Annotated in this window: 24 protein-coding genes and 1 pseudogene; 11 read left to right on the top strand and 14 right to left on the bottom strand. The window is 59.0% G+C overall.

All coding sequences use genetic code 11. From position 1 onward, the window contains the following. Positions 1-85 precede the first annotated feature (85 nt). From repB to DC366_RS16910, 3 genes are all read right to left on the bottom strand, one after another. Positions 86-1,156, bottom strand: a complete 1,071-nt coding sequence (gene repB, locus DC366_RS16900; protein WP_108693380.1) for a plasmid partitioning protein RepB — start codon at positions 1,154-1,156, stop codon at positions 86-88. Continuing rightward, complete coding sequence (repA, locus tag DC366_RS16905; protein ID WP_099828095.1) at positions 1,156-2,343, bottom strand: plasmid partitioning protein RepA; 1,188 nt, start codon at positions 2,341-2,343, stop codon at positions 1,156-1,158. Before repA ends, repB begins: the two co-directional genes overlap by 1 nt. Positions 2,344-2,625: 282 nt before the next feature. Then, positions 2,626-3,507, bottom strand: coding sequence for a recombinase family protein (locus DC366_RS16910; RefSeq protein ID WP_108693381.1), 882 nt, complete (start codon positions 3,505-3,507; stop codon positions 2,626-2,628). A 126-nt stretch (positions 3,508-3,633) separates the two neighbouring features. On the opposite strand from DC366_RS16910, the gene DC366_RS16915 reads away from it, so the two are divergent. Together DC366_RS16915 and DC366_RS16920 are read left to right on the top strand one after the other, a co-directional pair. Next, positions 3,634-3,891 carry a type II toxin-antitoxin system ParD family antitoxin gene (locus DC366_RS16915; protein ID WP_108693394.1) on the top strand — a complete coding sequence of 86 codons (258 nt, stop codon included), beginning with the start codon at positions 3,634-3,636 and terminating at the stop codon, positions 3,889-3,891. After that, on the top strand, positions 3,888-4,223 hold the full coding sequence (locus tag DC366_RS16920) for a type II toxin-antitoxin system RelE/ParE family toxin (protein WP_108693382.1): 336 nt from the start codon (positions 3,888-3,890) through the stop codon (positions 4,221-4,223). The genes DC366_RS16915 and DC366_RS16920 overlap by 4 nt, the downstream gene beginning before the upstream one ends. A gap of 6 nt (positions 4,224-4,229) precedes the next feature. On the opposite strand, the gene DC366_RS16925 is transcribed toward DC366_RS16920, so the two are convergent. Further along, entirely contained in the window at positions 4,230-5,327 is a 1,098-nt protein-coding gene (locus tag DC366_RS16925; protein ID WP_108693383.1) for a tyrosine-type recombinase/integrase, read from the bottom strand. Positions 5,328-5,483: 156 nt separating this feature from the next. Between DC366_RS16925 and DC366_RS16930 the strand changes: the two genes are divergently transcribed. From DC366_RS16930 to tnpC, 5 genes and pseudogenes are all read left to right on the top strand, one after another. Then, entirely contained in the window at positions 5,484-6,374 is an 891-nt protein-coding gene (locus DC366_RS16930; RefSeq protein ID WP_108693384.1) for a DUF1403 family protein, read from the top strand. Positions 6,375-6,378: 4 nt separating this feature from the next. After that, positions 6,379-6,969 (top strand): SMC-Scp complex subunit ScpB, encoded by a 591-nt coding sequence (scpB, locus tag DC366_RS16935; protein ID WP_108693385.1) that lies wholly within the window; start codon positions 6,379-6,381, stop codon positions 6,967-6,969. A 131-nt stretch (positions 6,970-7,100) separates the two neighbouring features. Beyond that, on the top strand, positions 7,101-7,565 hold the full coding sequence (locus DC366_RS16940; RefSeq protein ID WP_108693395.1) for a helix-turn-helix domain-containing protein: 465 nt from the start codon (positions 7,101-7,103) through the stop codon (positions 7,563-7,565). Then, positions 7,562-8,137 (top strand): PIN domain-containing protein, encoded by a 576-nt coding sequence (locus DC366_RS16945; protein WP_108693386.1) that lies wholly within the window; start codon positions 7,562-7,564, stop codon positions 8,135-8,137. Before DC366_RS16940 ends, DC366_RS16945 begins: the two co-directional genes overlap by 4 nt. Positions 8,138-8,477: 340 nt before the next feature. Further along, positions 8,478-9,512 (top strand): annotated as a pseudogene (tnpC, locus tag DC366_RS16950) (IS66 family transposase); the annotation flags it as partial. A gap of 102 nt (positions 9,513-9,614) precedes the next feature. On the opposite strand, the gene DC366_RS16955 reads toward tnpC, so the two are convergent. Then, positions 9,615-10,007 carry a c-type cytochrome gene (locus DC366_RS16955; protein ID WP_108693387.1) on the bottom strand — a complete coding sequence of 131 codons (393 nt, stop codon included), beginning with the start codon at positions 10,005-10,007 and terminating at the stop codon, positions 9,615-9,617. A 118-nt stretch (positions 10,008-10,125) separates the two neighbouring features. Further along, the gene (locus DC366_RS16960) at positions 10,126-10,665 is read right to left on the bottom strand and encodes an RNA polymerase sigma factor (RefSeq protein ID WP_165802944.1); all 540 of its coding nucleotides are present in this window, start codon (positions 10,663-10,665) and stop codon (positions 10,126-10,128) included. Between the two features lie 918 nt (positions 10,666-11,583). On the opposite strand from DC366_RS16960, the gene DC366_RS16965 reads away from it, so the two are divergent. Next, positions 11,584-12,762: a phospholipase D-like domain-containing protein gene (locus DC366_RS16965; RefSeq protein ID WP_108693389.1), complete on the top strand. Its 1,179-nt coding sequence runs from the start codon at positions 11,584-11,586 to the stop codon at positions 12,760-12,762. Positions 12,763-12,790: 28 nt separating this feature from the next. Here DC366_RS16965 and DC366_RS16970 read toward each other — a convergent pair whose 3' ends face one another. Further along, positions 12,791-13,594 carry a PRC-barrel domain-containing protein gene (locus DC366_RS16970; protein ID WP_108693390.1) on the bottom strand — a complete coding sequence of 268 codons (804 nt, stop codon included), beginning with the start codon at positions 13,592-13,594 and terminating at the stop codon, positions 12,791-12,793. A gap of 279 nt (positions 13,595-13,873) precedes the next feature. Between DC366_RS16970 and DC366_RS16975 the strand changes: the two genes are divergently transcribed. Further along, entirely contained in the window at positions 13,874-14,650 is a 777-nt protein-coding gene (locus tag DC366_RS16975; RefSeq protein WP_108693396.1) for a glucose 1-dehydrogenase, read from the top strand. Positions 14,651-14,835: 185 nt separating this feature from the next. Here DC366_RS16975 and DC366_RS16980 read toward each other — a convergent pair whose 3' ends face one another. The 7 genes from DC366_RS16980 to DC366_RS17010 form a co-directional block, all read right to left on the bottom strand. Further along, entirely contained in the window at positions 14,836-15,423 is a 588-nt protein-coding gene (locus tag DC366_RS16980) for a L,D-transpeptidase (RefSeq protein WP_108693397.1), read from the bottom strand. Between the two features lie 16 nt (positions 15,424-15,439). After that, positions 15,440-16,606 (bottom strand): c-type cytochrome biogenesis protein CcmI, encoded by a 1,167-nt coding sequence (gene ccmI / locus DC366_RS16985; protein WP_207768761.1) that lies wholly within the window; start codon positions 16,604-16,606, stop codon positions 15,440-15,442. Beyond that, positions 16,603-17,076 (bottom strand): cytochrome c-type biogenesis protein, encoded by a 474-nt coding sequence (locus DC366_RS16990; RefSeq protein WP_108693399.1) that lies wholly within the window; start codon positions 17,074-17,076, stop codon positions 16,603-16,605. Before DC366_RS16990 ends, ccmI begins: the two co-directional genes overlap by 4 nt. Beyond that, entirely contained in the window at positions 17,076-17,639 is a 564-nt protein-coding gene (locus DC366_RS16995; RefSeq protein ID WP_108693400.1) for a DsbE family thiol:disulfide interchange protein, read from the bottom strand. The genes DC366_RS16990 and DC366_RS16995 overlap by 1 nt, the downstream gene beginning before the upstream one ends. 4 nt (positions 17,640-17,643) lie before the next feature. After that, positions 17,644-19,644: a heme lyase CcmF/NrfE family subunit gene (locus DC366_RS17000; protein WP_108693391.1), complete on the bottom strand. Its 2,001-nt coding sequence runs from the start codon at positions 19,642-19,644 to the stop codon at positions 17,644-17,646. A 117-nt stretch (positions 19,645-19,761) separates the two neighbouring features. Next, complete coding sequence (locus DC366_RS17005) at positions 19,762-20,082, bottom strand: SHOCT domain-containing protein (protein WP_108693392.1); 321 nt, start codon at positions 20,080-20,082, stop codon at positions 19,762-19,764. Between the two features lie 102 nt (positions 20,083-20,184). Continuing rightward, positions 20,185-20,694 (bottom strand): cupredoxin domain-containing protein, encoded by a 510-nt coding sequence (locus tag DC366_RS17010; RefSeq protein WP_243405195.1) that lies wholly within the window; start codon positions 20,692-20,694, stop codon positions 20,185-20,187. Between the two features lie 211 nt (positions 20,695-20,905). Here DC366_RS17010 and DC366_RS19715 point away from each other — a divergent pair, with 211 nt between their 5' ends. Together DC366_RS19715 and DC366_RS17015 are read left to right on the top strand one after the other, a co-directional pair. After that, complete coding sequence (locus DC366_RS19715; RefSeq protein ID WP_133176231.1) at positions 20,906-21,241, top strand: hypothetical protein; 336 nt, start codon at positions 20,906-20,908, stop codon at positions 21,239-21,241. 169 nt (positions 21,242-21,410) lie between these two features. After that, the coding region (locus tag DC366_RS17015) for a multicopper oxidase domain-containing protein (protein ID WP_165802945.1) at positions 21,411-22,000 on the top strand (590 nt) is incomplete at its 3' end.

The following is a 22,000-nucleotide window of genomic DNA, read 5'->3' on the forward strand; positions in this document are numbered from 1 at the left end:
CAATCAGGTGTCTAAGCTAATCGAGGCCCTTCGGAAGCACTGCTTTCGGGGGGTCTTTCCTTTTCTGGCCTGTCCTCCTTTCTGCTCAGTTTTTGTTATCGTCTATGTCAGGACCATCAAGATCCTGATCCCTGCCGGAGACTGGGTTACCTATGGGTTCCATTTTCTCTGGGGTAATGATCTGCCCTGGACCAGCGGCCTTCGCGTTCGCCAACGCTAGAAGAGCGGCCTCTGGATTCTCAGAGATCCACTTATGAAGCCCGTCATCTCCGTTCTTGACGGTGATGATCACGTTTCTTTTGGTGACCTTCACCATCCCGAATTTTGTCTTGATCGCCGATGGGGCAGGGGGCTTGTGCTGTTTCAGGAGCCCTTCGAAGATCGCAAAGCGTTCGTCGGAGGTCTTGCCTGAACCTCTGGATTCCATGAGAGCATCATGGAATTCTCGGTTTCCGGCCGGAAACCCTTCACCTCCAGAGAAGCCAAGGCTCTCATAAGACTTTGCGGCAGCATACCAACGATCCCGTCCAACCCCGTGTGCCGCCCCGATCTTTTGGATGAGTTCAGTCGGAATACAGGAAGTGACTTGTTTCATGCGAGCAAGTCCCGTGAGCTTGTCACCGGCTTTCCTGGCTTTCTGATCGATGTTGAGGGCGTCACAGACCAGTCCCTCATCCTTGCCGGACTCTATGAGAGAACGTGCAAAAAGGGCTTTCTCGATCCAGCTGAGGTCTTTTCGGAAGCTGTTCTCTTGGCCTTGTGCAAGAATCGCTTGATCCTCATCCAAGCCTCTGATGAGAGCCTTTGCGGGCTTGCCAATAAGTCGAAGGGCCGCTAATCGCCTGCGCCCATAGATGATCCTGTACCGCCCCCCTTCGGGGCTCAGAAGTATCGGGATAAGCTGTCCCTGCTTGTCAATGCTTTCAGCCAGTTCCCTGATGTCATCTTCGTCATCCAGGGCCAGACGATCCTGGAACTCGGAATCATCAATAAGGTCGGTACTGATTTCTTGAATTGAAGATTGTGCCGCATCCTGAAGAGAACGGGCCATTCCCGAAAGGGCAGGGGCTCGTGACTGGGTTCGAGTCGGAGAAATCGACGAGCTCTGCTGCTTTTCTTCATCCTCGGGAATGTCGAATGTGACTTTGCGGGCCATTACTTGCGCCCCCATGCCGTTTTGATGAGCCCTTCGACCTCCGCCACAACCCCGTTGATGGACTCGATAGCCCGATCGTACGTCTGGCGATGAAAATCCGTTCTGGCGATCTCGAACAGTGTCTGTTGCGTGAGCCCAGCGTCAGAGACCGCGGAGGATTTCAGGAAAGGCTGAGTAAGAACGTCATCCGTGAACATGGTCCGCAGGAATGCCGCCATCTGGGTTTGGGGGCCGTCATTGGGCTCGAAACGAGTGATTAGAAATCTCATGAAGTCCCAGTCGGGCGATGCGCCCACATCAGCAATTGTTGCCATGAGGCTGGATGTGAGCTGCAGGAATTGGGCCATCGAGGCGACGTCAAGCATGCTTGGAATGACAGTGACGACTAGGGATGTCGACGCTACCAAAGCCGATAGTGTGGTAAACCCGAGTTGCGGTGGGCAGTCGATGACGACAATGTCGTAGTCTGTCTCGACTTCATTAATGCAAAGGGCAAGCCGCTGATAGAACGGCGGCCTGATATTGTTTCGAAGGGCGTGTGCGGTTTCGGTCTCGAACTCAGAGAGCAGCAAGCCGGCCGCGGCTAGATCGAGGTTGTGGAAATACGTTTTGCGCACAACGTCTCTAAAGGGGATAGGGTCCTCGTACCGAAGGGCATCGTACACCGTTCCGGCCTCAGGGAAGTCGATTTCCGGCCGGAAACCGAACATGGTGGTCATTGAGGCTTGTGGGTCGAGATCAATTGCCAGAACCCGATAACCATCAAGGGCAAGCTTTTGGGCCAGATGGATCGCTGTTGTCGTCTTCCCTGCGCCCCCTTTGAAGTTGGCGATCGAAATGATCTGGATATGCTCCCCATCCCGACGACGAGGAACGATATGCTGGAACTTGGTGCTTGACCGGGCTATTTCGTGGCGCGCTATATCGATTTGCTCTGCAGTGTAGAACCTGCGGCCGCGGGCGTCTGTCTCGATTTCACCGAGATCGAGCTTGTCCTCGAAAAACATCTTCCGCAAAAAATCTTGGCTTACGCCGAGGATCTGGGCAACTTCCGTGGATGAGAAGCGTCTGAGAGCCTTTCGTTCATCAGGTAGAAACGACTTGCGCATATTCACATCAAGCGATTTGCTTAGACGTGTCGCCATCGTCTGGATCTTTTGATCCATTCTGATCCGCTGCTCGTTCATGCCCGTCCCGCCGCCCGTCTTCCGGGTCTATCTTGAGAAGGAACGCAAAACCGCCGGAAACTGATGGTTAGCGTTCTTCCGCAAAAATGTCAGGAAAGCGTTTGACAGGCAAGGATTTTTTCAGATGGTGGGCCGGTATCCGGTGAAATCATTTATTTACAATGACTTATCTTATTTCGCGGATCCAGCGCGTCAAGTGCTTGTGTCGCTGCCATCACTTAAACGCAAGATGTACCCGATTCACATAGGCGGTTTTGCTTCCAAAGAACGAATCTGAGTCTCTTAAATCATTCCCAGTCTCTCGGCCCGCTCCAGCAGCATCTTCACCGACGAAGGCTGCCAGCTTGTCCGCCCGCGGGGCGTGCGCTCGCGCATCGCTTCCAGCCGGGTGCAGATCGCCTGAAGCGTCATCTCGGGATCCGCGCCCTTGATGGCGGCGACGATGGCGGGCAGGCGGTCGTCGGTTTCGCGGCGCCGGGCACTGCCCAGAACCTCGTTGGGCAGGAACCCATCGCGGACATAGGCCTTCACGGCGCGCAAGAGACGGCTTTGCGTCCAGCGACGCGCCTCGGGCAAGGGGCCGTTGATGATACGCAACACGTCCTCCCAAGCCAAGTCGGGGCGCAACCGGCGCACATGGGGCACCCAATCTTGTGCCGTCTCGTTCAAACGCTCAATGTAGCCGTCCTGTCGCGCCAACCGTACCTTGCGAAGAGCGGCAGGGTCTTTGGCCCGCAGCCCAGGGTTCCCGCCCACGCGGCCTTTGGAGCGCGCCGAGGCAAGCCCGGCCTTTGTGCGTTCGCGGATCAGGGCGCGTTCGAACTCGGCCGCAGCCCCCAGCACTTGCAACGTGAACTTGCCCTGCGGCGATGCCGTGTCGATTGGGTCTTGAATGGAACGAAAGAAAGCACCCTTGGCTTCAAGTCGCTCGATCACCTCTAGCAGATGCGACAGCGACCGCGCCAAGCGGTCGATCCGCACCACGACCAGCGTGTCGCCCTTGGATACGCGTTCCAGCACCCGCGCCAGCACCGGCCGCGCACGATTGCCGCCCGAGGCATGCTCCTCAAATATCTCCACGCAACCCGCAGTCTTCAGAGCCTCTGACTGGGGCAGGGGGGTTTGATCCTCGGTTGAAACGCGCGCGTAGCCTATCAATGGCATCAAGACAGTCTTTTTGCAGTTTCATATAGCGCCAATAAACGACCGTTTGGCGACGGCGATGCGAGGGTCCAAACTATTGACCAAAACTTCGCATTGGCATATATTGCCAACAAGGAGATTTGTACCATGGTGACACGCAACGTTGTCCTGACCGAAACCCAAGACCATCTGGTTCAAGCACTGGTGGCGTCTGGGCGCTACCAGAATGTGAGTGAAGCCATGCGCGCTGGCCTGAGGCTGCTCGAGCAGGAAGAAGCAGAGCTGGCCGGGATCCGGAGGGGTCTCCTCGAAGGTCTGGCGCAGGCCAAGGCAGGTGATATTGCGGAGGGCAGCGGCAAAGATGCGATCCGTAGGGCCTTTGCGACTGCGCGCGCGCGTTCATGAGCCGATCCTTCCGGCTAACCCGTCGTGCGGAAGCAAGCCTCACAGAAATTGCCAGATGGACAATCGAGAATTTCGGGCTGCGCCAGGCAGAGCTTTACGAAGCAGAATTGCTCAACTTCTGTGATAGTATTCTAAATGGCCAGGCCCATAGCCGGAGTTGCGCAGTTCTCGTTGACGACGTCGAAGACCTGCGATTCATAAGGGCAGGGGAGCATTTCCTGGTCTTTCTGGATCGATTGGACGAGGTCATCATCGTGGATATCCTCCATTCCCGCAGCGATCTCCCTCGCCATGTTGCCTCACTTTCGGCTTTGAAGTCCGAAGACTCCTGATCCACGTCACAACCCTGCAGCCCTGGTCAGATTCACGCGGAATCTGTCTCGGCGGCGCTGGTAACGGCGGGTCATTTCGGCGCTTACATGGCCAAGCTGCTTCTGGACGTAGCGCTCGTCGACTTCTGCCGAACTGGCGAGACCGGCGCGCAAACTGTGACCGGAGAACAGCGCCAGGCGGTCTTTTTCAGGCAGGTCCGACCGGATGCCCGCGTCGAGGACCGTGCGCTTGATCAGGCGCGCGACATGCTTGTCGTTCAACCGGGTTTCGGATGCCCGCTTGCCATCGCGCGAAGTGCCGGTGAAGATTGGGCCGAAGTTGATCTTGGCGAAGTGCAGCCACTGCTCGAGCGCGTGCACGGGGCAGGTCTGATCCTTGGAGCCACGGCCGATCTCGACCTCGCGCCAGCCGGTCTTGGCATTGAGGGTGAGCAGGGCACCCTTGTCGAAGATCTCGATCCAACCGGCGGAATCCGGGGTATCGTCCTTATGAACGTCGAGGCTGACGATTTCCGAGCGACGCAGACCGCCTGCGTACCCCAAGAGCAGGATGGCCCGGTCTCGCAGGCCGCGCAGATCGAAAGGAAGGGTGGCGACCATCGCGAGGATATCCTCGGCCAGGATCGCTTCCTTCTGCACCGGCGGGCGGGCATGCTTGCGCTTGATCCCGGCGAGCACCGTTGCGATGTGGCGGTTCTTGCGATCGAGGGCGAAGCCACGCTGCGCGCAGTTCCAGGCGAGACCCGACAGGCGGCGGTCGATGGTGCTGACCGATAGGGCCGGGGAGGGGCCCGAGCCGGACGCTAGGTCTGCAAGATAGAGCCCGATCATTTCGGGAGAGGGGGGCAGAGGCTCCGCGCCTTTCATCCGACACCAACGCGCGAAATGCGCCCAGTCTTTCGCATAGGCCTTCAGCGTATTGTCCGAGGCCGCGGCGCGCGCATAGTCGCGCGCGGTGTCGACCAAGCGATCGAGATTGCCGGAACCGGCGACATGAGCGGGCAGGGCGACGCGGCCACTTTTCTCTTGATCGCTGTCGCGGTTCTGAGCAATACTAAATGCACCAGAGTTTGATGATGTCGACTTCTCGTCCTCTGAGGCCATTTTCCAGTGAATCCAGTGATGAAATTGAGCTGCTTCCCAGCATATCTCTAAATGTCCGATAAGGCAAGCTTATTGGACATAACAAAGACCGGTAGGGTGGGGCGGTTTATACCGTATACTGTGGACGAAAGCGCCGCGAGAGACTAGTGTTGTGGTATGACATATCAGCCAGGCACGATCTCGAACGACCTGACCAGCCTACCCAAGCTGCCGTCCTGGGTCACCTCCGCGCGCACTGAAACCCCTGAAGATGTGGCGTTTTTGTCCGGGGCTGCGCTCGCCCATCTGCATCTTGTGTTGAGCCGCGAAGACGTCCCCCAGGCCTTGCTCCGGGAGCGGCTGGCGCTTAAGGCGGCGGAGACCTGTGTCGCCCATTCGGGCCGCGTCGAACGGGCTCAGGAGTTGCGCGACGCGGTGCAATTCCTGCAACCGGGCGATAATCCCGGCCCCGCAGGCGAGATCTACCTTTACTGGCGACGCGGCATCGAGCGACCCGTATCGGTAAAAACGCTGCACCGCGCGCTGCCGGACGTGGAGCTGGAGCAGATCGGGGAGTGGCTTGATGCAGGGCAGGGGGCTCCGATCCCGCGCGCCGCGTCCGTTATGCAGGCTGTCATCGAGGAACGATCACGCGACGGCACGGCCGCGCTCCTCACCGCAGATGCCGCCTTGGCGCAGGCGCTCGGATGGTCCCACGTCCTGCCGCTCCTGGCATTCGGTCTGAAGCGCGGCGATTTGCGAAGGACCGGGGAGGACCTGCACCTGGCCTGTCATCGGGCTGCCACAGCGGCAGCCGACGAAGCAACGCGTGAAGCTGCCAATCTCACGCGACGCGCGGCTCGCCTTCGCGACGTTGCACCGAAACTGCGCGCCAAGGGTGCGGAGGACGCCGTGGCCCTGTTCCTGGCCCGTGATTCCGTCGCGCCAACGGCACTGACTTCCTTGCGGTCCGATCGCGCTGCACGTCGGTTCTGTGATCGTTTGGTGGAACTCGGCGCTGTGCGCGAACTGACCGGGCGTGACACGTTCCGGCTTTACGGGATCTGAGGGTATGAAGGATCACGCAGAGACCGATCTGGATCGCGAGCTAGAGGACCTGCCCGCCGATCTGCGCTGGCGGGAATGGATGCGCCGGATCGAGGCGGTGCTCTTCGCCTCCGCCTCGCCGGTGCCGCGCGACGACCTGGCGCGCGTGGTGGGGCAGGGGGCCTCGGTCGATCTTCTCATCGACGACCTCGCCGCTGATCTTGAAGGGCGGTCCTTCGAAGTGGCGAAGGTGGCCGGCGGCTGGATGCTGCGCACCCGGCCGGCCTATGCACCAGCGATCAGAGCGGCAGCTGATGTGGGAGACCAGGACCTCGGTCTACGGGAGTATGACGTGGCGGTCCTCGCCGCCATCGCCTACCACCAACCGATCACGCGGGACGGGTTGAAGGACATTTTTGGTAAAGACGTCAGCCGCGACCTGATCGGTCGGTTACACGCGCAGGGTCTGATCGGGACAGGGCCGCGATCCCCGCGACGCGGCGCGCCGTACACGTATGTGACGACCGACAGGTTCCTTGTGACCTTCGATCTGGAATCCTTGCAGGACCTGCCAGATCGCGAGCAGCTCGAGGATGCGGGGGTAGCGACCTCATAACTCGCAAGGACCAAAGTTGCTCGCAACGTGGCATTCACACAATGCTAAGAAAATTCGACTATTTCGACTATTGCGTTTATTTCGAATACACCTATGTTGATAACAAGCTGAGAAAACACTGGAGAGAAATCATGTCCGCCCTGAAAAAAGAGGCGTTTTTTGATCGTTTGCCAGATGAGGTTGAGATCAAGAACGCAGAACAACTCAGAACGATTGTTGCCTCCCAGATCAAGGAAGGCGAGCCTACGACGCTGTCGCTCGCGCTTGAAAGTGGAGAGATGCAAACCGTTACTCTAGCTCCTGCGTTGACCGCATCGCTCCTGGAAGTGTTGCGGTTGGTCTCGAGTGGGAGGGGGTTCCGCATGATTCCGGTCGAAGCAGAGTTGACGACGCAACAAGCCGCGGATCTGTTGAATGTCTCGCGACCGTTCCTCGTCAATCTTCTGGAGAATGGAGACGTTCCCTTCACGAAGACTGGCCGTCACAGACGCGTGCGCGCAGACGATCTGTTCGCGTACAAGGAGAAGCGGGATGCGACGCGGTCAGATGCGCTCGGTGATTTGGCAAAAGCGGATGCCGAGGACGATCTTGTATGAGCCGATACGCGGACCGGTTCACGGCTCTTCTCGACGCCTGTGTCCTCGGAGGAGCGCTGCGACGCAATATGCTCTTGAGCCTCGCGGAGGCCGGCTTGTTCCGGCCTCGGTGGAGTGCGCGTATTCTGGACGAAACCCAGAAGGCCATCTCTGAGATCACCAAAGGTGCCACGGATGGATACCGGCAACGCAAGGCGATCGAAGCCGCGTTCCCCGAGTCCCTGGTTACAGGCTACGAGGTGTTCGAGGATAAGCTCGACCTTCCTGATCCAAATGATAACCATGTCCTGGCGGCTGCGATTTCCACATCCGCCTCGGTCATCATCACTGACAACCTCGCGGACTTTCCAGAAGTGGCACTTGCCCCCCATGCGATTGGTGCGATCTCAGCGGATGACTTCATCGCCGATACCATCGAGCTCGATCCTTCGGAATCCATACTAGCTCTGAGGCGCATGCGAGAGCGGTTCGAAAATCCGGCGCTCGACGTCCCGGCTCTCATCCACAAATCCGAGGCACAGGGCCTTCTACAGGTCGCCACGCTCATGGATGAGTACAGGTCACTTCTGTAGGGTCGGCGGGAAGCTGCCATTCGCTGCAACCGCGAGTCCACACCCATCCGCCGCTAAAGCGGACATGAGTTGCAGCAAAATGGGCTGGCGACACTTTCGACAACACACAAATTCTGCTGCTTCTAGGGTCGCGCGGCTAAACCGAAAACGAATAATGGTGAGACTTGGACCAGAGGTCGCTTCCAATGACTATTTTCTGGTGAAATGCTAGGAAAGTGGAAACTCTATTTCACAGGCATCGATTTAACATGGCAGATCAGCATGAAGAACAGCTTTCACCGACTGTCACCAAGGTGCTAGATGAATTTTTGGCGGTCCTGAAAGCGGATGATGACATAGACCCACCGAGGCGCTGCTGGCACAGATCGCCGTGTCCAAGCATTCCGAGCACATGCCGCTGAACCGGCAGGCCATGGTCATGGCCCGTCACGGCGTGCCGATCGACCGCTCGGTTCTGGCTGACTGGATGGGTCGGACCGGCGCGCTGATCGCCCCCGTGGTCGATCACATGGGCAAGCGCCTGATGTCGGAAAGCTCCCGGCTCTATGTCGACGAAACCACCGCCCCGGTGCTGGATCCCGGGCGCGGAAAAACCAAGACCGGCTACCTTTGGGCGGTCTTGCGCGACGACCGTGGCTGGAACGGCACCGCGCCGCCGGGTGTCGTGTTCCACTATCGGCCCGGGCGTAAAGGCGAATATGCCGCCGAAATATTGCACGGCTTCAACGGCACGATCCAAGTCGATGCTTACGGCGCCTATACTCACCTTGCCACACCAAAACGCACGGGCGGCGATCCATTGCGTCTGGCGTTCTGCTGGGCGCATGGACGACGCAAACTGATCAAGGCCAAACCCAAGAAAGGTTCGCCTATCGTGGACAAGGCGCTGTTGCGCATCGCCACGCTCTACAAGATTGAAGACCAAATCCGTGGCTCGGTTCCTGATCAGCGCCGGGCCGTCCGGCAGGAGCTGTCTCGTCCATTGGTCGATGAGTTCTTCGCCTGGCTGCAGGCGCAGGCCGGGCGGGTCTCGCGCAAATCAGAGCTTGGGGAGGCCATGGCCTATATGCTGCGGCGCGAAGAGGGCTTCCGTCACTTCCTTGATGATGGCCGCGTCGACATCGACTCCAATCTTGTCGAAAACGCCATCCGCAGCCCTGCCATGAATCGCCGTAACGCACTTTTTGCCGGTCATGACGAAGGCGGCCGGAACTGGGCACGCTTCGCCAGCCTGATTGGCTCCTGCAAGATGAACGGCGTCGAGCCATACGCCTATCTGAAGGACCTGTTCATGAAGCTGGCCAACGGTCATCTCGACAAGGACATCGACGCGTTGATGCCGTGGGCCTACGGCCAGCGGGCAGATGGCTCATAAGGACCTCGTCTCGTAGTCCCTGACGAGCTACCGAATGGGATCCGCTTCAACACATCGCGCCTACGTGCAAGCGGAAACTCAATGGGGCGTAGTAGCCGCATACTACTCTTCCTTGTCGGGAAAGGTCTCGAGATAGGCGATCACGTCCTCGACTTCCTCTTCCTTTCGCAAACCGGCAAAGGTCATCTTGTTACCAGGAATGAATTCTCGAGGCTTCTTGAGATATTCGGCGAGGTTCTCATGGGTCCAGATCAGTCCCTCTTCACCAGCCTCGGTCATAGCGTCGGAGTATTTGTAATCCTCAAGAGTCCCCGCCTGACGCTCGACAACGCCGTTCAGGATCGGGCCCACACGGTTCTTCGCGTCTTCGCCAACCTGATGGCAGGCCTGACACTTTCTAAAGACTTTTTTGCCCTCCTCGGCATCGCCATCGGCAAATGCCGGAGTTGAAAACGCCGCGATTGCGGCGACGCCTGTGAATATCTGTTTGATCATTGTTTTCTCCTCGTGATCAGATAAGTCAATTACATTGCCTTTCGCCTGTCATCCTTCACCTCCAATCATTCTGACGCACTAACTTCGGTTCCGTTACAGGTCAAAGCCAGCCGCAGCCTCAAGTCAGGATCGCGCTGTCGTGGGGCTCCTTACGACGATGCTTGATCTCGGCCCGCAGCGCCCGGCGGGCCCGGTGCAGGCGCACACCCACATTGTTGGAGGTAAGTCCCAGTTCCGCCGCAACGCACTGACGCGACGTCTCTTCAAGATCGACGCGGCGGATTATCTCTCTGTATTCAGGCTTGAGTACCGGCAACAGCTCGCGAATATAACCGCACGCGGAAGGCTCATGCGCAGGCCTTGGAGCTACTTCGCTGCGGGGTTCGCGCGCAAAAGCAGTCTCTCCCTTCTGGCGTGCGGCACGGCGGCGATAGTGGTCAGTCAGCGTGTTCCGCAGGATCCGGCTGAGCCAGGCATCCACATTCTGGCTGTCCTCCAGGGTGTTTGCGGCGCGGAGCGCCTTGAGGCAGAAATCCTGCAACGCATCTTCGGCGTCCTCGGGGCGGGCAAGACGACGACGGAAGAAGCGAAAAAATTCCTGTCGACATTCGACGAGTCGACGGTCGATTGTGGTACGCCGATCTCGTGGGGCGGTCATGTATGGTTGATGGCGTGGCGTTGTAAACATAATAGAATCTCCGGAGCGCAAAAAATGGCAGAACGCTGGTGCCGACGGCGCGCCGAAGCGCCGTCAGACACCACTCAGACGCGCGCGGAGAAGCGAGGAGGGCGGAACTGGTTGTCGGCCGGCCGGGAGGCTGGAAGAGGTTCGGCATCAAGGTGCCAGAGGGTTGAATCGCTCGGCGGGGCGGTTTGCGAACCGACGATCGGCACGATGGCCGCACATGAGCCGGTCGTGTGGCAATGCGCAGGGGCCGGGATGGCGTGCCGAGCATGACTGACCCGTGAATGGCCGCGGTCCTTCGTCTGCTCGATCGTCAGGTCCGGTACCGCAGAGACCGACATGTCGTGATCGGTATGGAAGAGACCGCCAAGCAGCAACAGCAAACATAGAAAAATTGCCCGACTCCAGGCTCTCACATGGCCGAATGAAGACTGCGTCTGTCGCTGGAGACTGGGCATTAGATCTACATCAATGTGTTTGCACTCCTACGACACTGACTTTGCCCAAGAAAAAGTCTTGATGCAAGCCACCCACAAGCCGATCATAACCCCCCCATGAATAATCCGGGGTAAATGGCCCCGCGAGCGCAGATCGCAAATGACAGAAGGCGGGAGTTTGGGCCGTCTCGCCGACCAGGGTCAGGCTGCTGCGATGCACGCACATCAAAAGGATCAATTCGATCCTGGATGTGAGAGAGATCGACGCGCGCGTGTCATGCTGCTTGCTCTTCCGTCCGTCCCAGCCGCGCGGGGTTCCATCAGCAGAACCTGGAGTGGGCTTTTACGCTGCAGCGATAAGATTGCGGCCGCGCAGCATGTTGTGCGACAAATCTGATGCACGCGCCACGCCGCTGACATTGCAGGCCACATTGGAGAATGCTAGGTGCGAACCATGAGCCTTGCCAGCGAAAAAACGGGCGGTTCGGTACACGGCGACACGCCGCCAGGTACGCAAGCAGGTGCCGCCATCTGCGTTCCGGATCTCCGCGAGGGCCGGGGCGCGTTCCAGCTTTTCTTCGAAGGCGATGCTCTTTTCGACGCAATGACCGGGGCGATTGAAAGCGCACAGTGCGACATCCGGATGGAATCCTACATATTCGCGGCCGACGAGATTGGCGCCCGCTTTGTTGCCGCGCTCGGGGCCAAGGCCCGCTCGGGGATTGACGTCCAACTGCACCTCGACGCTTTCGGCGCCGGCCAGCGGGGTTTCCGGAAGTTCAGGCGTGAACTCGAACGGAACGGAGTCCGGTTCCGTTGGTTCAGACCGTTTCGCGCCCGGCACCCTCTGCACTACCTCCAGCGCAACCATCGAAAGCTTTTGGTTGTGGATGGCCGGGAAGCATTCCTGGGCGGCTTCAACATCCGCCGCCTGAACTCGCGTCGGCTGCATGGAGAGACGCGTCAGCGCGACACCCATGTGCGCGTCTCCGGCCCACTCGCAACGCTTGCAATCGGACATTTCGACCGGCTCTGGCACGATGCACACCGGTTCCCAGCGAGCGCCATTCCCGAAGACCCCAAAGATATGGAGGCGTTGCTGGTGCCGAGCTACTCTCGCCACTGCCAACATCGTCTCGCCTGTCTGCACGCAGGATTGATTGCGAGTGCCCAGTCTCGAGTCTATCTGACGTCGCCCTATTTCGGGCCGGGGGTCATGGTTGGCCAGGCGCTCCGAGCCGCCGCGACCCGCGGCGTGGACGTACGGCTGTTGGTGCCCCGCAGGGGCGACCCGATGGTTGCGGGCTGGGCGACGCAGGCAGCCTATGCGCCGCTACTGTCCGCGGGGGTGCGGATTTATGAATATCTTCCGCGCCCATTGCACGCCAAGACCTCGGCCATCGACACAGTCTGGTCGATCGTCGGTTCGGCAAACCTTGATTACCGGAGCCTGTTCCTGAACCAGGAACTCGTGTTGATTGCACGCGATCAAACGCTGACCGAGCAACTGCAGGCCCAATACATGGACGACCTCGCAGATGCAGAGGAAGTGACCCTTTCTGTCTGGCGCCGACGTGGCTGGCGCGCGCGCGGACTCGAAGCAATCGGCTGGACGGCGCGTCAATTGCTATAGACGAAATCTTCCGAAGCCGACAACCGATCTATGGCGTCGCGACGACGCCTGCCCAGTACTGATCGAGGCGATGGCGCCAGCCCTCGTCGAAGCTCGCCGCAAAATTTTGCCGCTCCACCTTGGGTGCCGCCATGAAGGCTTCGGGCGAGACATCAAGCACGTAGATCTCGTGATCCTCGGTGGCCCGCAGATCGGTCCAGCGCACGGCGATCAACTCCTCGCCCAATCCCAGAAACCCGCCTCGGGAGGCCAATACATATGCGATCGTCTGCCGTTGCGGATCAAGTATAACGTCCTTGATTTCACCTAACATCGTGTCGTCGGCGGTGCGGAGATCCGCATCGATGACCACGTCCGCACGCATCAGCCTGCCCATCTCGGTCACCGGTACAGCCTTTGCCAAATGGGCGCGCCGCCACGCCGTCCGGGCCTCCGGATTTTCGGTTTCAGATCCGACCGGCTCGTCATGCGCCTCATAAATTTTCCGCATGGACGCGAGCACCATCTGGCAGGCTTTTTCATCGCCTGCGAGGGCATATACCCCGGCTGCGTCGCGCAGCACCTGCATCTGCTGGCGCGGCGTGCCGATCAGGCCATAACCCGTCTTGTATCCGGCATATCCGCCAATATAGCCGCCTGGCGCCAATACACCGAACCCAGTCCTTGCCAACTCGTCCTCGAACGCCAGCAGATCATTCTGACACTGCAGGATCTCCTGTCCCTCGGAAACAGTCGCGTCAGGAAGCGCTTCAACATCCGCCGCGCGAACGGCGAATGGGAGGCTCGCTACCGAAACGATCATCGTGGATAAAAATAGCTTTATTGGCCGCATGAGAACATCCTTTCCTTGATCACTATCCGTCCGGCGATCGGCTGAACTCCGGGCGCCCTATTCGAAGGACGTACTTCAAGCCGACTTCTTACACTTTAGTTTTCATGCAGCGTTGCCTTCAGTGGCCGAGCGAGCTGGAAAACCAGGCTGATCGCGGATTAGTCCAGGTCAGACTGTAATGGTTCCGGGATCACTGCGTCTCCTAAAGAGAAGATGCTGCTCTCTGTGTCTTCTAAAACTGTGGGGCCGCTGAGAAACTCGGAAAAGAAGGAGGGGAAGATGGAACGCTTGAACAATAAAGTGGCGATCGTCACCGGCGCGGCCTTGGGGCTCGGGGCGGCGACGGCGCAATTGCTGGCGCGCGAGGGTGCCAAAGTGGTGCTGACCGACATCAAGGATACCGAGGGAGAAGCGGTGGCGCGGGCCATCACGGAGGGCGGCGGCGAGGCAATCTATCTCCATCACGACGTCGCCGAGGAAAGCGCCTGGGAGCGAGTGATGATCGCCACACTTGAGCACTTCGGTCGCCTCGACGTGCTCGTCAACAATGCGGGCGTCGGCTGGGGCGGGCCACCGGAGGAAGAGACGCTGGAACGCTGGCGAACACTCATGAGCATCAACCTCGACGGAGTCTTCCTCGGCACCAAGCATGCGATTCTGACGATGAAACGCAACGAACCGGCGGGTGGCGCGGTCATTAACATATCGTCGATCGAAGGTCTGGTCGGCGACCCCAATCTCGGCGCTTACAACGCCTCGAAAGGTGGGGTCAGGCTTTACACCAAGTCGGTTGCGCTCTATTGCGCCAAGGAGCGGTTGGGCATTAGAGTAAACTCGATCCACCCCGGCTACATCTGGACGCCGATGGTCGAGAATTACCTTGCCGAGCACGGCGACGTCTCGGAGGGTCGCAAGGCGCTGTCTGCACTGCACCCGATCGGCCGGGTCGGCGAGCCGAACGATATCGCTTATGGTGTGGTCTATCTCGCCTCGGACGAGGCGAAGTTCGTGACCGGCGCAGAACTCGTCATCGACGGCGGATACACGGCGCAGTAACGCCGGGCATCCGCTTGCGATTAGGATGCACAGATTTGGCCGAGGCGCTTGTGCGGTCGGGGGCGGACTCGCTCCCGAGCACGGGGGCAGGAGATAGAGCGGTGACAATAAACACATCGTCCCTGTTCATTTGATCGCTCGGATAGGTTTCCACCTGGTGGAATTGAACGGGGGTCGCGCTGGCGTTAGACTAGGGACGGATATAAAACAATCCGTGTGCCCATCGGCACGCGGTTATAGAGATTGACCATCTGATCGTTGATCAGCCTCGCGCATCCGTTCGAGACCCGGCGTCGCAAGGTCGAGGGATCATTGGTGCCGTGGATCCGCAGAAACGTGTCACCGCGTTCGGGCGTGAACAGATAGAGCGCCCGGGCGCCAAGCGGGTTGTTCAGTCCGCCCGGCATTCCGTCCGTCCATTTGGAGTAAAGCTCGGGCTCACGGCGCAGCATTCCCAGTGTCGGCGTCCAACTGGGCCATTCCTTCTTGGCGCCCACATGGAATTCACCTGCCTCATAAAGGCCCGGGCGTCCGATGCCGACCACATAGCGCAGTGCCCTGTTGCCCGGCAGCGTCCAGTAGAGCGCGAATTCATCGGGGTTGACGTGTATTTCATACGGCACAAAGTTGCCCGCAATGGGCACGACCCTTGGCAGCATTTCTTCTGGTAGATCGTAGTCCGGTAACTGCTTTACCGGGTGGGCTGCCGCGTTTCTCGCTGAAAACACCGTTGCGGCCGCCGCAAGCCCTGTAATGAATTCTCTTCTCCTCATGCTCGCTGCCTCCACGTCACTGTTCGGGACCGGTCAACGCCTCTCGTATGGTTTGTCTGCGAGGATCATCATTGGGCAAGGTTTGAGCCAACCTCTCCGCTTTACCATAAGCTACCTGCGCCTTTTGTGTGTCGCCCAAGACCTGATAGGCGTCGGCCAGCCGCAGCCACCCGTCCAGATCATCTGGCGCGCTTTCCAGTCGGTTCGCCAATCGATCAACCATCGACCGGATGAACGTATCACGTTCGCTCTGGCTCATCTCGGCGGCCGCGGCCATGTCGTCCTCGGTCGGCCCTGATGACGGGGCAGCGTCCATCGGTGCGATGGAGGTCAGTCTGACAACGTCACGTCCAAGCGTATCGCCGATCCGATTGGCCTGTGCGACGAAAAGCTCCACCCAGGATTCCGATCCTGTCGCGGCATCCAGCCGGGCAAGGAGCAGGTCGTGCGCCTCTTTGCTGTCGCCCGCCTGATCAAGCGCGATGGCCTCATAGTAGGACGCAGCAGGATTCGCCGGGTCCATCTGTCGTGCGCGGGCGATGACGGTGCGGGCATCCGGGGTCACGATGCCTTCCTCGGCTGCGATCAGCGCCTCGGCGTATTGGGACAAAATCGCCGAGGTCACATCTTTACGCTCGGTGACATTTGCGATGGCTGCCGCCGCGTCGGAATAGCGTTCCATACGCATGTATGTCTGCGCCAGCAGCATCCAGCCCTCGGTTGGGCCGCCATTCGGGTCATTTTTCAACCGCTCCAGCAGACGCTCCGTCAGATCGGCGATTTCGACCCGCTGGGTGCGCTCATCTTCACGGTCAGCGAAGGTCATGCTGGGCATTTGCGGCGAACCAAGTGACGCATAGAGCGCCCCGGCGGTCGCAGGAACGGCGAGGGCCACGACCACCAAAAGTGCCTGACCGCTCTTGATTCCATCCATGCGTTTGGTTTCTGGGAGACGGGAAAGCGCCAGAAGACGGCGCTTGATTTCGACACGGGCTGCCTGGGCTTCAGCTGCGGAAATCAAGCCGCGTTCGTGATCGGCGTCGACCTCGCGCAACTGATCGGCAAGGATCGAGACCGAGCCGGCCTGGCGGTTGGCCATTTCCGTTTTCGCGCCGAACAGCGGCAGTACCATGAAAAGCGCGGCCGCGACGGCCAGCGCAGAAAAAATACCCCAGAGCATCATGGATCACTCCTGTTTTCTTGCGCCAGAAGTTCAGCAACGGCGGACTCTTCGGAGTCGCTCAGGGCTTCATTCGGGCGGCGCGTCCGAGCTCGGGACAGAATTAGGATGCTTACCCCTATTCCGAAGAGCAGAAAAACGCCGGGGGCGAGCCAGAGCGCGTAAGTGGACGGCTTGAACGGCGGCTTCAGAAGGACGAAATCACCATAGCGGGCCTGAATGAAGTCGAGTGCCTGCTGGTTCGTATCGCCTGCAATCAGCCGTTCCCGGACCAGCAGGCGCAGATCGCGAGCAACGCCGGCATTCGAACTGTCAATATTCTCGTTCTGGCAGACGACGCAACGCAGGTCTTTCGAGATATCCCGCGCCCGCGCCTCCAGCACCGGATCGTCCAGTATCTCGTCCGGCTCTACCGCCGCCACAGCAAAGGGCAGGATGAAAAGTATCAAGGTTGCGAACAGCGTTTTCCGTATCATGTGCGCGGCGCCTTCGTAGCGCGGGCCTCTGCCAGCGCCGTAGAAAATTCCGCTTCTGCTTCGGGGCCGACGACCGGACCGACATAGCGGTACAGTACGGTGCCAGCGCCGGAGACGATGAAGGTTTCAGGCACGCCTGAGATACCCCATTCGATTCCGGCGCGTCCGTTCAGGTCCGATCCTATCCGCTCATAGGGGTTGCCCAGATCATCCAGCCAGGCACGGGCCTCCTCGGGCTTGTCCTTGTAGTTGATGCCCATGAGCCGCACGCCGTCGCGTTCGACCATCCGCGTCAGAACCGCGTGTTCGGCTCGGCAAGGTACGCACCATGAAGCAAAGACATTCACCACCACTGGCCCCGGATTCCCTGTCAGATCCGTCCGGGCAAGACCGGGAATATTCATGCCCGCAACAGGCGCCAGGTCGAATTCAGGGACCTGCTGGGAAATGAGAACCGAAGGAATTTCGTTTGGGTCCCGATCAGGGTTCAATCCCCACAGAAAAAAGCCGCCAACCATCAGTGCGACCAGGATCGGTAGGGCTGCGAGAATACGTGTCATCAAATCACTCCGCTGGGGTCGCTTGTGCGGCAGGTGTGATCGCACGTCGCGGAGCGCCCACGCGCAATCGTCGGTCAGACAGTGAAAGACCTCCGCCGAGAACCAGCATTGCGGCACCGATCCAGATAAAATTCACCAGCGGCTCATAGAGAATACGCAGGGTCCATGCACCGGACGCGGCTGTGTCTTCCGAGGCTGGTTCGGCCAGAGAGGCGTAAAGATCGCCTGCGAGTGTCGAACGGATGGCGGATTCGGTCGTGCTGCTCTGTGCAACCAAATAGAACCGGCGCTCGGGGTACAGTATCGTCACCGGATCCCCATCACGGGTTACTGTAAGTGTGCCTCGATCGGCAACATAATTGGGTCCCTGAACGCGCTCGACCCCGTCGAAGCGGACATCAAAGCCCGCAATCGCGATCTCGGCTCCGGGTTGAACGAAGACGATCTCTTCCGATTTCCATGCGCTCGACCCGATGAAACCAAGCATTGCAACTGCCAGACCGGCATGGGCCAATGTCATGCCGTGAGATGACCGCGGCATATTGCGGGCCCGGCGCATCGCATCTGCAAAAGGCACCTCGAAAAGCCTGATGCGGGTCGTCCACTCGCGTAGCGTCGCCAGCAATAGCCAGACAGCGATTGCAACCGACAGATAGGCAAGGACAGGTCCGCCCTCGGTCAGATACCAGACGGCGAGGCCCGATAACCCTGCAAGCACCGCGACAAAGCGAAGGCGCTGAAAGATGCCCTTCAGGTCTGCCCGTTTCCAGGACAGAAACGGGCCAAAACCCATGACAACAACAAGCGGCAGCATCATCGGAATGAAGGCCGCATTGAAGAAGGGTGGGCCGACCGAAATTTTGGTGCCGACGACAGCTTCCATGAAAAGCGGATACAGCGTGCCGAACAGGACCGTACCTGTCGCAGCCCCCAGAAGAAGGTTATTGACGAGCAACCCCGCCTCGCGGCTGATCGGCGCGAAGAGACCGCCCCCCTCCATCGCTGGCGCGCGCCATGCATAAAGCCCGAGAGACCCGCCGATGGAAACACCCAGCAGCCCGAGAATATAGAGGCCGCGTTCGGGGTCGACCGCGAAGGCATGAACGGATGTGAGCAATCCTGAGCGCACAATGAACGTGCCCAGCAAAGACAGTGAGAACGTGAGGATCGCCAGAAGAATCGTCCAGCTTTTGAAGGCGTCGCGCTTTTCCGTCACGATGGCCGAATGCAGAAGCGCCGTGCCCAGAAGCCAAGGCATGAAACTGACATTCTCAACCGGATCCCAAAACCACCAGCCACCCCAGCCCAGCTCATAATAGGCCCACCACGACCCCAGAGCGATACCAGCCGTCAGGCTCATCCACGCCGCCAGTGTCCAGGGGCGAACCCGCCGTGCCCAGGCGGCATCAACCCGCCCTTCAATCAACGCTGCGACGGCGAAGGAGAAGACGATCGAGAAACCGACATAGCCGAAATAGAGCAGCGGTGGATGCATCGCCAACCCAACATCCTGCAAAAGCGGATTGAGGTCATTGCCATCGAGCGGCGGAGGGAAAATCCGCTCGAACGGGTTGGACGTAAGTATCAGAAATGAGAGAAATCCAGTGCTGATCCACGCCTGAACCGACAGCGTTCGCGCCTTTAGCGCATCCGGAATATTCGACCCCAGAAGCGCGACACCCGCACCGAAGGCCGCAAGGATCAAGACCCAGAGCAACAGGGAGCCCTCGTGGCTCCCCCAGGTGCCCGCGACCTTGTAGAGCATCGGTTTGAGTGAATGGGAATTTTCGACCACGTTCGCAACCGTGAAATCGCTGACAATGAAGGACCGCGTGAGGGCCAGGAACGCGATGCCGATGAAGACGAGTTGCGCGATCGATGACGCGCGCGCACTTCGCATCCACAGTAGATTACCACGCGCAGCACCCAGCACCGGTAAAATGCTTTGAACCAACGCAATCATCAGCGCGAGAGCGAGAGCGAATTGCCCAATTTCCGGTATCATATTTCATCTCAAATATCTGATTTTATAGAATGTAAGACTGTCCAGTGCTGGAAGGTCAACCGAGCCTTTGGGTATCGATCTCACATTATTGTCAACAGCCCCGATCTTCTCTCAATTTCAGCGCTCCAGATTCGCCTTGCGACGCTCGTATTCATCCTCTTCGATTTCGCCCCGAGCGTAGCGTTCCTTTAGAATGTCGAGCGCACTTGAATTAGACGACGCGTCGGATCGGCCCGAGAAGCCTCGAACGCCCAGCACGATCAATCCGATGATCACCCCCCAAAAGACCAACATCATCAGACCGCCAAGCAGCCCGTGGCCTCCGTTCCACATCATATGACCGTATGCGCTACCCCAGTCGCCCTCCGGGGTCGCGGACGCAACATTTGCGTAAGCCGTCACCGAGATTGAAATTATCGAAAAAGTGAGGTGTTTCATGTTGCTCTCTCGTCTTAGCCGAACCTGTTGCTTGCCGGGCCGAAGGCCTTTTCCGCTGGATCATGAGGGGCAGAAACCGGCCCCTCATGATCCGAGGCAAAATCAGTGCCCCGCGAACGCAATCTTGCCGACCATGCCGCCCTCGCGGTGCCCCGGCACGTTGCAGGCAAAGCCCATTTCGGTTGTATCGGTAAAAGTCCAGACCACCTCAGCGGTCTGACCGGGTTCCAGGAGGACGCTGTTGCTTTCATCATGCATCATGCCGCCTTCCATCATCTTGGCATGGTTGAGCTTTTTCATCGTCATCATGCCGGATTTCAGCATGTTCTTCATCTCACCCTTGTGATCGTCCCACATGGCCTTGTTGCCAAGGTTGAATTCATGAACGAGGTTTCCGTCATTGCGCACGACGAACTTGATCGTCTCGCCCGTGGCGACGGAAACGGACTTGGGCTCATACTTCATTTCGTCCATGCTGACCTCGATGACGCGGTCGACCTTGTCCGGGTCTCCTGCCTTGCCGATGGACGAGCCGTGTCCCGCACCCGCCATCGCTGATCCTGCAAAAAGGATGAGTGCAGTCGTTGCTCCGATAGATTTCATAAACGTCATGTTGTTTTCCTTGACTGTGTTTTGATCTGCTGGGGCAGATGATGTCGCATGCCGCGAAACCCCCTCCCCGACGTTGTGAAACGAAATCATTCCAGCGCAGGAGGGTCAACTCACCCGGCGCGGTTTTAATGTAACCAAGTGTAAGCTTGCAATTTCCGCGCGTCTGACCGATTTTTCGGCGATTGGAGAACGTCGATGTTGATGGAGTGGCATGACACAGCGGCACAGCATATTCTGGGGGTGGCTTCTGGCCTTGACCGTAATGGTTACGGCGACGTTTCCGCATATGTCGTTCGCACGTGCCCAGCCGGATCATTCCCAAGGCGCGCATCAATCTGTGCCAGCTTCAAGCAGCTGTGATGTCACCGCTTTGCATGTGAAGACGGGTGGCTGCGCCGCCATGACGGCGCATTGTTCGTCGCTTCTGCCACCGCCAATTCTGCTGCCGGTACAGATGCGCATGCAAATCTCGGTCGAATACGATTTCGGCGTCGTCGTGCCTTATAATCTGGCCTCCTTCAGCGAAACGCCGCCTCCGCGAGCCTGATTTCTGTCGCTTCGTGCCCGCCGAATAGGCGGCCGAAGTTGAACATACGCAACCCTTTGCATCACTCGGACGCGCCTTGACGCGACATGACCATTTGCAGGGCTGCAATCATCAGCACGCTACGCGGCGCAAATGCACCGCTTTCAAATCAAATCTGAAAGGACCGGAGATGAAACCCATCCCCCGTATCAAGACGGCCATTCTGGCCGCAACCCTCGCCGTATCCGGCGGCATGACGCTGGCAGGCACCTACAATGTCAGCGTCGACAAGATCCGCATCGACACCGGAGACTTCAAGAAAACCGGCATCGGCTACAACAAGAGTCAGAGCCCGACCGTCCTGCGCTTCAAGGAAGGCGAGCAGGTCACGATCAACGTCAAGAACAATCTGCGCGAAAGCACTTCCATCCACTGGCACGGGCTGATCCTGCCGTTCCGGCAGGACGGCGTTCCGGGCATCAGCTTCAACGGGATCGCGCCGGGCCAGACCTTCACCTACCAGTTCCCGATCCAGCAAGCCGGCACCTACTGGTTTCACAGCCATACCGGGTTTCAGGAGCCTGACGGAGCTTTCGGCGCAATCGTGATCGAGCCGAAGGGCGGCGAGAAGACGCGCGCCGACCGCGACTACGTCGTGCAACTGACCGACAAGCACCCGCATAATGGCAGCCGCATTTTCCGTAATCTGAAAATGTCGGCCGACTACTACAACCGCGCGCAGCGCACGCTGGAGGATCTGGTGCGCGACTCGCGCGAGGA

The organism is Pelagivirga sediminicola, from assembly GCF_003072125.1.
GTDB lineage: Bacteria > Pseudomonadota > Alphaproteobacteria > Rhodobacterales > Rhodobacteraceae > Roseovarius > Roseovarius sediminicola.